This window comes from Variovorax sp. GW821-FHT06D12, from assembly GCF_059419205.1.
This window is the reverse complement of the sequence record NZ_JBWKRI010000002.1, coordinates 668748-681625: the sequence shown is the minus strand read 5'-3', so window position 1 is coordinate 681625 and position 12878 is coordinate 668748. Positions and strand designations below refer to the sequence as shown.

The 12878-nt window shown below is 69.4% G+C and carries 9 protein-coding genes and 1 tRNA gene; 9 read left to right on the top strand and 1 reads right to left on the bottom strand.

Features of this window, described 5'->3' with window-relative positions:
• Positions 1 to 37: 37 nt before the first annotated feature.
• From AC07SQ_RS09625 to AC07SQ_RS09595, 7 genes are all read left to right on the top strand, one after another.
• Complete coding sequence (locus AC07SQ_RS09625; RefSeq protein WP_495272020.1) at positions 38 to 2500, top strand: Ig-like domain-containing protein; 2463 nt, start codon at positions 38 to 40, stop codon at positions 2498 to 2500.
• Positions 2497 to 2952 carry a hypothetical protein gene (locus AC07SQ_RS09620; RefSeq protein ID WP_495272021.1) on the top strand — a complete coding sequence of 152 codons (456 nt, stop codon included), beginning with the start codon at positions 2497 to 2499 and terminating at the stop codon, positions 2950 to 2952. The genes AC07SQ_RS09625 and AC07SQ_RS09620 overlap by 4 nt, the downstream gene beginning before the upstream one ends.
• Positions 2953 to 3096: 144 nt before the next feature.
• On the top strand, positions 3097 to 4068 hold the full coding sequence (locus tag AC07SQ_RS09615) for an OmpA family protein (protein ID WP_495272022.1): 972 nt from the start codon (positions 3097 to 3099) through the stop codon (positions 4066 to 4068).
• Positions 4069 to 4474: 406 nt separating this feature from the next.
• On the top strand, positions 4475 to 6724 hold the full coding sequence (locus AC07SQ_RS09610; RefSeq protein ID WP_495272023.1) for a type I secretion system permease/ATPase: 2250 nt from the start codon (positions 4475 to 4477) through the stop codon (positions 6722 to 6724).
• Between the two features lie 29 nt (positions 6725 to 6753).
• Positions 6754 to 8070 (top strand): HlyD family type I secretion periplasmic adaptor subunit, encoded by a 1317-nt coding sequence (locus AC07SQ_RS09605; RefSeq protein ID WP_495272024.1) that lies wholly within the window; start codon positions 6754 to 6756, stop codon positions 8068 to 8070.
• Between the two features lie 18 nt (positions 8071 to 8088).
• On the top strand, positions 8089 to 9579 hold the full coding sequence (locus AC07SQ_RS09600) for a TolC family protein (protein WP_495272025.1): 1491 nt from the start codon (positions 8089 to 8091) through the stop codon (positions 9577 to 9579).
• A 282-nt stretch (positions 9580 to 9861) separates the two neighbouring features.
• Complete coding sequence (locus AC07SQ_RS09595; RefSeq protein WP_495272026.1) at positions 9862 to 10593, top strand: hypothetical protein; 732 nt, start codon at positions 9862 to 9864, stop codon at positions 10591 to 10593.
• Positions 10594 to 10664: 71 nt separating this feature from the next.
• Here the strand turns inward: AC07SQ_RS09595 and AC07SQ_RS09590 are convergent.
• Positions 10665 to 10741, bottom strand: a tRNA-Met gene (locus AC07SQ_RS09590).
• A gap of 167 nt (positions 10742 to 10908) precedes the next feature.
• Between AC07SQ_RS09590 and AC07SQ_RS09585 the strand changes: the two genes are divergently transcribed.
• Complete coding sequence (locus AC07SQ_RS09585; RefSeq protein ID WP_495272027.1) at positions 10909 to 11583, top strand: sigma-70 family RNA polymerase sigma factor; 675 nt, start codon at positions 10909 to 10911, stop codon at positions 11581 to 11583.
• Positions 11580 to 12845: a hypothetical protein gene (locus tag AC07SQ_RS09580; protein WP_495272028.1), complete on the top strand. Its 1266-nt coding sequence runs from the start codon at positions 11580 to 11582 to the stop codon at positions 12843 to 12845. Before AC07SQ_RS09585 ends, AC07SQ_RS09580 begins: the two co-directional genes overlap by 4 nt.
• Positions 12846 to 12878: the final 33 nt, after the last annotated feature.

Below are 12878 nucleotides of genomic sequence, written 5' to 3'. Positions count from 1 at the left end.
CGGTCTTCTTTCCCCCATTTCAGAGCATAGGAATCTCATGACATTCGAACAGACGAACGTCACCACCCACGCGAACATCGCCCCCGCAATGAGCGCAGGCGCATCGACCTTCGCGCCCCTTCCTCCTTCGGTGGGCGGCGCCGCCGACGACGCCGGCGACATCCTGGGCAGCATCGCCCCCGGCGGCGTCACCGACGACCGCCAACCCGAATTCCGCGGCCAGGGCACGCCCGGTGACACCATCGTCATCCGTGACAACGGCACCGAGATCGGCACCGCCGAAGTCGCCGAAGACGGCACCTGGACCTTCACGCCCTCGACCGACCTGCTCGAAGGCCTGCACGCCATCACCATCGTCGCGCGCGACAGCACCGGCAACGAGAGCGCGCCTTCGCCCGCGTTCAATTTCGAGATCGACGTGACCCCGCCCGACGCCAGCCGACTGGCCATCACGGGCGTCGCCGACAACGTGGGCGGCGTCACCGGCAACGTGGCCTCCGGTGCCACCACCGACGATACGCATCCGCTGCTCAGCGGCTACAGCACCGGCGTGCCCGGCCACACGGTCACCGTGATGGTCAGGGATGCCGCCGGCACCCGCGAACTGGGCCAGGCCACCATCGGCGAAAACGGCCAATGGACCTTCCAGGTCGACACCCCGCTGGCCGCCGGCCCGAACACCTTCACGCTCGTGGAGCGCGATGCCGCCGGCAACGAGACCATGCCGACCGGGCGCTACACCGTCAACGTCGTCAACGTCGTCACCGAAAAGCCGAACGTCCCCGTGATCGAGAGCGTGTTCGACGACGTGGGCACGCCGCACATGCTGCAACCCGGCGAAGCCACCGACGACGCGAGGCCGACCCTGGCGGGCACGGCGCAGGCGAACCACACGGTCAAGTTCTATGACGGCAGCATCTTGCTGGGCCAGGTCGTGGCCGACGCCTCGGGCAAGTGGAGCTTCACGCCCTCGACCGGCCTGGCCGATGGCGCGCACGGCATCACCGCCACGTCCACCGGCCCGCTGGGCCAGACCAGCGAGGCCAGTGGCAGCTGGAACTTCGTGGTGGACACGACGCCGCCGGCCAAGCCGACCATCGCGAGGGTGGTCGACGACGTGGGCAGCATCCAGGGCGATCTCGTCCATGGTGGAACGACCGACGACTTCAAGCCCTGGTTCAAGGGCGCGGCCGAAGCCGACAGCACCGTGATCATTCGCGACGGTGCCACGGAAATCGGCCGCGTGCAGGCCAACGCCGCAGGCGAGTGGACCTTTGTTCCGCTCACGAACCTGAGCAACGGTCCGCACAGCATCACCGCGACCGCGATGGACAAGGCGGGCAACACCAGCGTGGTGTCGGATGCCTTCGGCTTCACCGTGGACACGCTGGCACCGGCCAAGCCGACCATCGCGTCGGTGGTCGACGACGTCGGCAGCATCGTGGGCAACGTGGCACTCAACGGCACCACCGACGACGCACGCCCCGACTTCAAGGGCAAGGCCGAGGCCAACAGCACCGTGGTCGTGTTCGACAAGGGCGTGATGCTCGCGCAGGTGCAGGCCGATGCGTCGGGCAACTGGAGCTGGACGCCGGCAACGGCCTTGGGCAATGGCGTGCACACCATCACCGTGACGGCGGTGGACAAGGCGGGCAACGCCAGCGTGGCGTCGGATGCCTTCGGCTTCACGGTGGCCACCACGCCGCCGGGCAAGCCGACCATCGTGTCGGTGATCGACGACGTGGAGGCCATCACAGGCGCCATTGCTAACGGCACCACCACCAACGACGCCAAGCCGACCTTCAGCGGCAAGGCCGATGCGAACGGCACCGTGATCATCTACGACAAGGGCGTGGAGGTCGACCGCGTGCAGGCCAACGCCTCGGGCAACTGGACCTACACGCCGGCCAAGGCGCTGGGCGAAGGTGCGCACAGCATCACGGTGGCGGGGGCGGACCAGGCGGGCAACACGAGTGCGCAGTCGGATGCGTTCGGGTTCACCGTGGACACGTTGGCACCGTCATTTGGCGAATTTGGTGGAGCCCGCGTCGGATATGCATGGGGCTGGGCCCTTGCGATGATCCATGTGGACATCTCAAAGAACCCAGTCAAGGCGGGAGATTTCATTGTCACGAAGGCCCTGGACAAGCCCGACGACCTCTTCTATCGGGAGATCACTCAAGCCGATATCGATAAAGGCGGGGAAGTTTTCCTTGACTGGTATACCGCGTTGGGGGGCCCTTCGTCATGGCATATGCCGATGCAGCTGGGAACATGTCGGCCTTCACGGAGAACATCTACTCTTCGACCTACGGTTATTACGAGGTATACAAGGCCAAGCCGGCTTCCACCTTCGGGCTTGACGAGGCTGTCGCGATCCAGGACCACGCCGTCGCCAATGACGCGGCCCACAGCCATGTCCAGACCGACGACACCCTCATCGCCAAACTCGGCTTCGCCGACCGCCTCGCAGGCGGCGCGGGCAACGACACCTTCATGAAGGTGGGCACGGGCGACACGGTGCATGGCGGTGCGGGCGACGATGTCATCCGCGTCCACAGCGGCGACTTCGCCCACATCGACGGCGGCCTGGGCATCGACACCCTGGTGATGCACGGCAAGGCGATGCACATCGACCTGTCGGCCCTCGGCCCGAAGGTGCAGGGCGTCGAGAAGTTCGACCTCGGGTCGGGCGGCAACACGCTGGCGCTGAGCACGCAGGACGTGCTGGCCGGTGGCGCACGCGACATGGTCGTGGCCGACGGCAAGGTGCAGATGCTGGTCAACGGCGTCAACGGCGACGTCGACCTGCTCGGCGGTACCCACGGCGACGACGGCTGGACGCAGGGCAGCAATGCCACGGTGGGCGGCGTGACGTACCACGTCTACACCAACCTGGCCGGCACGGCCGAGCTGCTGGTCGAGGACAAGGTCCACGTGACCATCCTTTAAGCCGACGGGGCCCGTCGCCCGGCCGGTGAATGCGCGTGGCAGCCGATGGCTGCCAGGCGCTGCTGGCTGGCCGCGGCGTCGAGGCCCCACTTTTTTCTCATTCATTTTTCATGCGTGCCCCGTGCGGGGCACCCGGAGCCATTCATGTCCTCGTTGCTTCCTTCGACTTTTCTTTTCTCCTACCGCGGCGTCCGCGCCGCCGCACTCCTGGCACTGGGCGTGCTGGCGGCGACCGCGGCGCAGGCCCAGCAACCGCAGAAGCCGGGCGCTGCTGCGGTCCGGCAGGGGCCGGCCTACCGCGGCTTGCCCGCTGCAGCGGCCGACCAGGCCCAGGTGATCTTCTTTCGCCCCGTCAGCACCTCGGCCGCCGGCCAGCGCCCCGGTGCGGCGCACGTGTACGTGAACGGCGAGTTCCACGCCGCGCTGCTGCCCAACAGCTTCACGCGCCTGTGCGTGGCCCCGGGCAACCACTCGGTCGAGGCCTACCTCGGCGATGCGCCCACCTACGAAGGCAAGTCGCAGCCCCGCACGCGCGCCGAGCTCGAAGGCGGCAAGACGGTGTTCGTGGCCGTGTCGGAACAGGACGGCTCGGGCTCGCCCGTGCCCTACCGCCGCGCCGACGCCGAACGCATGCTGTCGGGCGCGCACGAGCAGCGCCACGTGATCAGCCGCGCGAGCGCCGTGCAGCCCTGCAGGGAGCTGGCCGCGCCGGCGCCGCTGGTCGAGAAGGCGCGCTACTCGCTGAGCACCGACGCGCTGTTCGCGTTCGGCCGCGGCGACGCCGCCGCGATCTCGCCCAAAGGCCGTGAAGAGCTGGCCAAGGCCGCCGCGCAGATCCGCGCGCATTCCACCGAGGGCGTGAGCCGCATCGCGGTGCGCGGCCATGCCGACCCGATCGGTTCGGTGGCCGACAACCAGCGCCTGTCGGAGCAGCGTGCGCGCACGGTCGGCCAACTGCTGGCCAGCGAAGGCCTGCCCACGGAGCGCGTGGTGTCCGAAGGCGTCGGCAGCGCGGAGCAGGCGGTGTTCTGCCCGCCGGGCCGCTCGCGCGATGCGCTGATCGCCTGCAACGCACCCAACCGCCGCGTCGAGGTGGTGGTGCAAGGGGAGAAGTAAGCCGCACGCACGGCCCGCGCGAGCACGGGCCGTTTGCGTTCCCAGGGTGTGGTCCGGTGCCGTTGCGGCACGGGCCACGCCCTTTTCGGCGTGCCCGGCGCAAGCCTCGTTTTCAGACGAGTCCGATGGATCGTTTGGGCCTTCATTTGTAAAGTTCCTGGCATGGAAAGGCGCCGGGATTTCTTCTCTCACTGACAGAAAAAAGAGGAAGAAAAAGCCCCCGGCGATGCGCCCTGCGCGGCATGGCGGGGACGACCGTGGCGCTGCGTTTTTCCACTCCGGGATTCACGGCGGCTTCGATGCGCGCCGCCCGGCAAGGGGCCGTGCCGGCCCGATTTTTTCAACCACAGGCCGCCCGCCGCACACGTCGGAGCGCGGCAAGGCGATGCAGGACGGACCCCCCGCCTTGCGCATCACCACGAGCAAGAAGGACAACGACATGGCTGCAGTGATGGCGCAGGACGCGCCGGGCAAGGTGCCCCCCGCGATGGAGATGGTGGCGGAAGAGCGCGACACGCTGCTGCGCGCCGTGCACTGGCTGTGCGCGCACCACGGCCGCACGCTGAGCGAGGCCGCGCTGCAGGCGGGCCTGCCGCGCGAGATGCGCCTGTCGCCCACGCTGGCGGTGCGCATCCTGGAGCAGGCGGGCATCGGCGCGGGCTGGGTCAAGCGCGAGGTGGGCGACCTGCTCTCGTACCTGTTCCCGGTGGTGGCGCTGCGCAAGGAAGGCGGCGCGTGTGTGATCACCGGCCGCAACGGCCAGGGCGACAAGGCCACCTACGACGTGATCCTGCCGGAAGCCGGCACGGGCACGGTGACGCTCACCGTGCAGGAGATGGCCGCGCTGTACGGCGGCCACGCGCTGCTGGCCAAGCCGCACGCGCAGCTGGACGACCGCGCCGGCCCCGAGGCCGAGGAGTCGGAAGGGCACTGGCTCTTTTCCACGCTGTGGCGCTACCGGCGCTACTACGCGAGCGCGGCGCTGGCGGCGCTGCTCATCAACATCCTCACGCTGGCGAGCACCTTCTTCACGATGAACGTGTACGACCGCGTGGTGCCCAACCAGGCCTACGTCACGCTGTGGTCGCTGGCCATCGGCGTGGTGTTTGCGATGGTGTTCGAGTTCAGCGCGCGCCACGTGCGCTCGCACCTGGTGGACATGGCGGGCAAGAAGGCCGACCTGATCCTGGGCTCGATGCTGTTTCGCAAGCTGCTGTCCACGCGCATGGAGCACAAGCCGCAGTCGTCGGGCTCGTCGGCCAACCAGCTGCGCGAGTTCGAGTCGGTGCGCGACTTCGTGACCTCGGCCACCATCTCGACGCTGTCGGACCTGCCGTTCTGCCTGCTGTTCGTGGGCATCATCTTCATGATCGGCGGGCCGCTGGCGCTGGTGCCGCTGCTGTCGATTCCGCTCATCATCCTCATCAGCGTGGCCATCCAGTGGCCGCTGGCCAAGGTGATGCAGGAGAACCTGCGCGAGGGTTCGCTCAAGCAGGGTCTGCTCATCGAATCGATCGAAGGCATCGAGTCGCTCAAGGCCGCACGCGGCGAGGGCGTGATGCAGCAGAAGTGGGAGAACTTCAGCGCGCTCGCGGCCACCAGTTCGATGAAGTCGCGCAAGCTCTCGAGCATGGCGGTGAATCTCGTCACGCTGATCCAGCAGGTGCAGACCGTGGTGCTGGTGGTGTGGGGCGTGTACCTCATCCATGCGGGCGAGTTCACGATGGGCGCGCTGTTCGGCACGGTCATTTTGGCGGGGCGCTCGACCTCGCCGCTGGCGGCGGTGGTGGGCCTGGCGGTGCGCTACCAGCAGGCCAAGACGGCGCTGACCTCGCTCAACCAGGTGATGGCCAAGCCGGCCGACCGCGTGGCGGAGCGCCGCTACCTGGCCAAGCCGGTGTTCAACGGCCACGTCACGCTCAAGAAGATCAACTTTGCCTACCCCGCGCCGCCCATGCAGCCGGCACCGCCGGTGCTGCAGGACGTGAGCCTGGCGATCAAGGCGGGCGAACGCATCGCCATCCTGGGCAACATCGGTTGCGGCAAGTCGACGCTGCTGCGCGTGATGGCCGCGATGTACCAGCCCGGTGCCGGACAGGTGCTGCTCGACGGCGTCGACGTGGGCCAGATCGACCCGGCCGACGTGCGCGCCGCCGTGGGCCTGCTGAGCCAGGACGCACGCCTGTTCCACGGCACGCTGCGCGACAACGTGACCATCGGCCACCCGTCGGCCACCACGGAAGAGTTCTTGCACGTGGCGCGCATCACCGGCATCGACGCGATTGCGGCGCGCCATCCGCGCGGCTACGACATGCCCATCGGCGAGGGCGGCCACGGCCTCTCGGGCGGGCAGCGCCAGCTGGTGGCGCTCGCGCGCTGCCTGCTGCTGCGCCCGCGCATCCTGCTGATGGACGAGCCCACCAGCTCGATGGACCTGCAGACCGAACATGAATTTTTGCGCCGCATGGCGCACGTCACGCAGGGCCAGACCCTGGTGGTGGCCACGCACCGGCTGTCGGTGCTCGACCTGGTCGATCGCATCGTCGTGATGGACGGCGACGGCAAGGTGTTTCTCGACGGACCGAAAGACGCCGTGCTGGCGCGCCTGCGCGGCGCGGCCGGCAATGAACCGAACGAACAACCGGTGCCCGCGTGAGCGCGCACCCGATGCAAGGAAACGATGCCATGAACACGAACGAATCCACCGCGGGGCCCATGCCCGGCGCGGCTCTGCCGGCGAAGGTGCCGGCTCCCGTGGCGAAGCTGCCCGCGAAGCGCCCAGGCCCGAGCGGCCAGGCGCGCCACGAAGACTCTCCTTTCGTGAAAGACCTGCGCGAAGCGATGCTGGTGCAGAAGACGCCGGGCAGCCTGGCGGTGCTGTACCTCATCGCGACGATCCTCGTGGTCGGCGGCGTGTGGGCGCACTTTGCCAAGGTGGAAGAGATCACGCAGGGCGAAGGCCGCGTGATTCCGGCCAGCCGCGAGCAGATCATCCAGAGCCTGGAAGGCGGCATCCTGGAAGAGATGAATGTGCACGAAGGCGACGTGGTCGAGCGCGGGCAGATCCTGCTCGAGATCGACCCGACGCGCGCGGGTGCGTCGTACCGCGAAGGGCTCTCGAAGGTGCAGGCGCTGAAGGGCTCCATCGCCCGCCTGCGCGCCGAGGCTTATGCGCAGCCGCTGGCGTTTCCGCCGGACGTGCAGGGCGTGGACTCGATCGTGCGCGACGAGACCCAGGCCTACAACGCGCGCCGCCAGACGCTCAACGAGAGCGTGGGCGCGCTGCAGCGCAGCCTGCAGCTGGCCGAGCGCGAGATCTCGCTGTCGGAGCCGCTGTCGGCGCGCGGCCTGATGTCGGAAGTGGAGGTCTTGCGCATGAAGCGCCAGGCCAACGAGTTCCGCCTGCAGATCGCCGAGCGCCAGAACAAGTACCGGGCCGAGGCCAACGCCGAACTCACGCGCTTCGAGGGCGAGCTGGCGCAGGCCAAGGAGAACATGGGCGCGCGCGAGGACGTGATGAAGCGAACCACCATCAAGGCGCCCGTGAAGGGCACCGTGAAGAACATCCGCGTGAACACCATCGGCGGCGTGATCCAGCAGGGCGCGGACATCATGGAGATCGTGCCGCTGGAAGACCAGCTGCTGGTGGAAGCCAAGATCAAGCCCTCGGACGTGGCCTTCATCCGCCCGACGCTGCCGGCCACGGTGAAGATCTCGGCCTATGACTACGGCATCTACGGTGGCCTCACCGGCACGGTGGAGCACCTGAGCCCCGACACGCTGAAGGACGACGAGAAGGCACGCCAGGGCGCGCGTGGCGACACGTCGTACTACCGCCTGCTGGTGCGCACGGACAAGGCCTCCTTGAGCGCGGGCGACAAGGAGTTCCCCATCATTCCCGGCATGACCGCCACGGTCGAGATCCGCACGGGCGAGAAATCAGTTTTGAGCTACCTGCTGAAGCCGGTGCTCAAGGCACGCGAAGCCTTTCGCGAACGCTGAGCAGGAGTCGAGATCCTCATGAAAACGAAGAAGAACAAATCCATGCAGCCGGGCGTGTGCGCGCTGCTGTCGGTGTCGATGCTGTTCGGCGCCGGTGCGTCGGTGGCGCAGGCGTCGCAGGACGAGGCGCCCGCGCTGAAGGTGGCGCGGCGGTTGGCTGCAGCACCGGCCGTGGCTGTTGCCGTGGCGCCGGTGGCCATGCCGATGCCGGCGCCGTTCGTGGCGGCATCGCCGCCGCCGTTCCAGATGCGCAAGGTGGTGGCATCCGCCTCGGCGATGGGTCTCAGCGCCGACGCGGGCGAGCGCCTGCGCGCCTACCTCGACGAGAATGTGCGCAAGGCGCTCGAGCTCAGCGCCGAGGCGCGCGAGGCGCAGGCCAACTGGAAGGCGGCCGAGTACGACATCGACCAGGCCAAGGGCCAGCGGTGGCCTCAGGTGCAGGTGGGCGTGTCGTCGCCGTCCGCGACCTTCGGCGGCGGTGCCAACAGCGGCACGCGCAGCGCGTCGGGCAACCTCGCGATCACCACGCCGGTGTACGACTGGGGGCGCCTGAGCGCCACCATCGACAGCCGCACCGAGACCTCGAAGGCGGCCTACCAGGCGGCGCAGCAGGTGCGCCAGAAGATCGCGTACGACACCGTGTCGGCGCTGCTCGAACAGCGGCGCCACCAGGCGGCGCTCGAGACCAGCCAGGGCTATGTGAAGCGCATGGAAGAGCTGGTCGACATGCTGAGCCAGATCGTGCAGAGCGACCGCGGCCGCGCCAGCGAACTCACGCAGGCGCGCGCACGCCGCCTGCAGGCCGTGACCGGCCGCGACGCCATCGTGGCCAAGCTGCGCGAGGTGCAGGTCAACCTCGTGAAGCTGGTCGGCGAAGAGGTGCAGTGGCCGGCCGACCTGGCATGGGAGATCCGCCCGGTCGCGCTGCAGGACGCCTTGATTGCCGGCGCCGAGCATCCGGCGATGCAGCAGGCGCGGGCCGAGGCGAAGGCCGCGGGCCTGTACGCGGAGTCGGTGAAGGCGGGCCGCCTGCCGCAGCTGAACTGGGTGGTCGGCAAGAGCACGCAGGAAGATTCGGCGGGCAACAAGCAGCCGTGGTCCACGGGCCTGTCGCTGCAGTGGAACGCTTTCCAGGGGGGCTCGGGGCGCGCGTCGGAACGCGCGGCCTTCGAGCGTGCGGCGGCCGGCGAGGAAAAGGCCGAGGCCTCGGCGCGCGACCTGGCCTACCGGCTGCGCACCTCGGCCGAGCAGCGCGACGCGGCGGCCAGCCGTGCCGGCGAGTACACCGAGCTGATCCAGGAAACCGACCGCGTGCGCAAGATCTTCTACGAGCAGTGGTACCACCTGGGCAAGCGCACGCTGCTGGACGTGCTCACCGCCGAGAGCGACCACTACAACAACCAGTCGGCCCAGGTGACGACGCGCTTCGACGCCGAGGCGGCCGACCTGCGCATGCGCGCCGACTCGGCCATGCTGCTGGACTGGCTGCGCGGCGCAAAGGTGCTCTGAGGGGCGCGAAAGGCGCGGCTTTTCGGAACAGTCCTATGTACGGGCCGTGCGGGCCTTCCTAGGATGGGTGAGCGCCGGGTTGCCTCAGTGGGCCCGCTGCCTTGTGCCGCATCGCATGCGGCATGAAGCGCGGGCGCAGCGGACGCGGCTTCATTCATTCTTTTGAGAATTTCGAGCACCCATGCCGGTCCTGATCACCGGGGTCGCGAACCGCGGCCCGAGCCCCCGAAAGCATTGCCCCGCAGCCGTTGGCGCCACGGCGAACCGCGAGGCCGCTCGCGCATGAGCCGCTTCTTCGCCGCACCCTCGGAGCCCCTGGCGCGCCCCGCCCGCCGCATCGGCGTGCTCGGCCATGCGCTGCGCGAGCGCGAGTACGCGCGGCGCGTGCTGCGCGCGCTGGGCGTGGCGCCGCTGGTCTTCACCAGCATCGACGAACTGGCGACGCTGGGCGACCGCCTGAACCTGCTGTTCCTGGCCGACGTGCCCGAGGCAGCGAGCGAGGAGGCGCCGGACGTGCTGTCGTTGATGGGGACGAAGATCGTTCCACTGGCGCAGGAGGCGCCCGCGCCCACGCGGCACCTGCGGGGGCGCCCGCCCGTAGCGGCACCGGCGTTCGACGACTTCTACCGCACCATCCTGCTGTCGCTCCGAACGCGCGGCCTGGCGTGCGCGATGCCAACGCCGCTCGTGTGGGGCGCCTACAGCTTCCAGCCGATGGACCGCAGCGTGAGCTTCCCGGGCCGCACGCAGCGCGTCGACCCGGTCACCTTCGACCTGGCGCTGGAGTTCTTCTTCAACGCCGAACGCGTGCTGTCGATTCCGCGGCTGCGGCAGATGCTCAACCCCGTGCGCGGCGCGCGCAGGTTCTGGGGCAACGAACTCATCGGCACGCTGACGGACGTGGTGGACGAGTTGCAGCTGCACGGCGCCCACGGCTGGCGCCTGGTGCACTGCGAGCCCGAGGCGTTCCGGCTGGACCGGGTGCCGGTGGGCGAAACGGCGTCGGACGCCTGAACGAAAAAAGCCCTAAGTCGTTGAAAACTTAGGGCTTTTTGAGCCATTCCGCCGGGGCGGGGAGGCTGTGTTGGTGGCTCTTCACGGACTCGAACCGCGGACCTGTGGATTATGATTCCATCGCTCTAACCGACTGAGCTAAAGAGCCGTCAGTGCAATTCAGCACCGAGCCCAAAATTATAGCCCAGGCTTTGGGCCCAGTTCAACTCCCGGCGTTTTCAGGTCGATTTTTCTGCAATCGAATGCGTCGGATCGCGTTTCGACCTAACCCCGATCGCCGCCGTGCGCCGTACAAGCTCGGGTGACAATCCTGCGATGTCTGCGCTGCCACGCGCCCCTTCTGCTGCTGCCCGCACCGCCACCGAGCGCGACGCCATGCCCGACGATCAGTTGATGCTGGCCTACGCCCACGGCGACGCCGCCGCCTTCGACGTGCTCTATGCGCGCCACGAAGGCGGCCTGTTCCGCTTCGTCAAGCGCCTACTCGGCGCGCGGCTGGCCGCGCAGGCCGACGAGGTGTTCCAGGACACCTGGGTGCGGATCATCACGGCGCGCGACAGCTTTTCGCCGCAGGGCGCCACGTGGCGCACCTGGGCCTTCACCATCGCGCACAACCTCGCGATGGACCGCCTGCGCGTGAGCGGACGCGAGGTGACGCTCGATGGCCACGCGACCGACGACGAAGGCGAAGCGGTGCCGGCGCTGGACCGCGGTGTGCACGGTGCCACCGACTTGTCGGCGCATCCGTCGACCGAAGAGCTGGCGTTCTGGCGCGCCGCCGGGCGTCGGCTGCTGGCCTGCCTGGACGAACTGCCGGCCGAGCAGCGCGCTGCTTTTCTTTTGCACCATGAAGACGGCCTGACCGTCGACGCGCTCGCGGCCCGGCTGGAGATCGGCTTCGAGACCGTGCGCAGCCGCCTGCGCTACGGGCTGCAGAAGCTGCGCGGCTGCATGGAACGCTACCTGTCGGTGCTGGAGCAGCGCGCATGAGCACCGGCATGGACGACCACGACCTGCACGACGCGCGGCTGCGTCGCGCGCTGGATCACGCGCCCGACCGCGACGCCGTGCCCGCGGCCCACACGCGCGAGGCGATCCTGAAGATGGCGCACAACCTCGCCGCGGCCTCCGCGCCGGCGGCCGGCCCTGCGGTGCAGGCCGCGCCGTGGTGGCGACGCCTGTTCGGCGGCGGCAGTCCGCGTTCGCGCATGCCGTGGAACGCGGCCTTCGCGACCGTGCTCGTGGCGACCTTCGTCACCGTGCTGTGGCATCGCGAGCCGGTGCCCGACGCGCGGCTCGATGGCGAGGCGCAAGTGGCCGGGGTGCCCGCGCCGGCGTCGGCACCGCCTGCGCAATCGGCTGAGGCGCCGGCAGTCGCCGCGGCACCTGCGCCTGCCGCTGAACCGGCCGCAACGGCGGACACGGCGCCGCCCGCAGCGCAGCGCAGCGAAGCGGCGCGCGATGCGAAAGAAACCCTGAAGCAGCGCGAGACGCAGGAAACGCGTGAAGCGTCGCGGCGGCGCGAAGCCCCTGCGGCGGCGTCGGTCCAGAAGGACGAAGCACGGACGATGGAAAAGGCGGCGCCCGCGGCCCCGGTGGTGCAAGCCCCGGCGCCCGTGCCTGCACCCGCCGCACCGGCCATCGCATCCGCGCCCATGCCGGCTGCACCGCCCATGGCCGATGTCGGCCAGAGTCCGATGCCTTACGCAGCCGCACCGCCGGCGCCGGCCGTAGCACCTGCAGCGCCTGCAGCGCCAGCGCCGATGCAGCGCGAGTCGGCAGAAACGGCGCCATCGCTTGCCGCGCAAGGCGGTGCCAGCGCGAATGTCGCCGGCTTGCAGCGCCGCGCCGCTCCCGTGCAAGCCGCGCCGGCTCCGTCGGCGGCCGCCAAGGCGGCGCCGCGCGCAGCCACCGAAGCCGTGGTGAGCGGCGGCTTCACGGCACTGGACCGCTGGACCGCCCTCGACATCACGCGCGCCGGCGCCACCACGCGCCAGATGCGCGGCGACACCGAAGGCCTCGCGGCGCTGGTGAACACCGTGGCGCGCGCGGCCACCGTGTCGGGCGGGGAATGGGGTGCGCCGGTCGAGGCGCGGATCGAACTGCGGCGCGACGGCGTATTGCTGGCCGTGCTCGAGATCGCGGGCGACCAGGTGCGGTGGACGCCGCAGCCGGGCGGCCCCGCCTCCATCGGCACGCCGCCGGCGCAGGCGCTCGAGGCCCTGCGCACGGCGCTGTCGCGGACCCGCTGACGGCAACCGCTGCTGCGGCCGCCGGGCCCGCGA

Excerpts from the sequence above, each read along its gene's own strand:
- AC07SQ_RS09600 (WP_495272025.1), top strand. The coding sequence starts at position 8,089 with ATGAAAACGAAGAAGAACAAATCCATGCAGCCGGGCGTGTGCGCGCTG.
- AC07SQ_RS09625 (WP_495272020.1), top strand. The coding sequence starts at position 38 with ATGACATTCGAACAGACGAACGTCACCACCCACGCGAACATCGCCCCC.
- AC07SQ_RS09620 (WP_495272021.1), top strand. The coding sequence starts at position 2,497 with ATGAAGGTGGGCACGGGCGACACGGTGCATGGCGGTGCGGGCGACGAT.
- AC07SQ_RS09615 (WP_495272022.1), top strand. The coding sequence starts at position 3,097 with ATGTCCTCGTTGCTTCCTTCGACTTTTCTTTTCTCCTACCGCGGCGTC.
- AC07SQ_RS09605 (WP_495272024.1), top strand. The coding sequence starts at position 6,754 with ATGAACACGAACGAATCCACCGCGGGGCCCATGCCCGGCGCGGCTCTG.
- AC07SQ_RS09595 (WP_495272026.1), top strand. The coding sequence starts at position 9,862 with ATGAGCCGCTTCTTCGCCGCACCCTCGGAGCCCCTGGCGCGCCCCGCC.
- AC07SQ_RS09585 (WP_495272027.1), top strand. The coding sequence starts at position 10,909 with ATGTCTGCGCTGCCACGCGCCCCTTCTGCTGCTGCCCGCACCGCCACC.
- AC07SQ_RS09580 (WP_495272028.1), top strand. The coding sequence starts at position 11,580 with ATGAGCACCGGCATGGACGACCACGACCTGCACGACGCGCGGCTGCGT.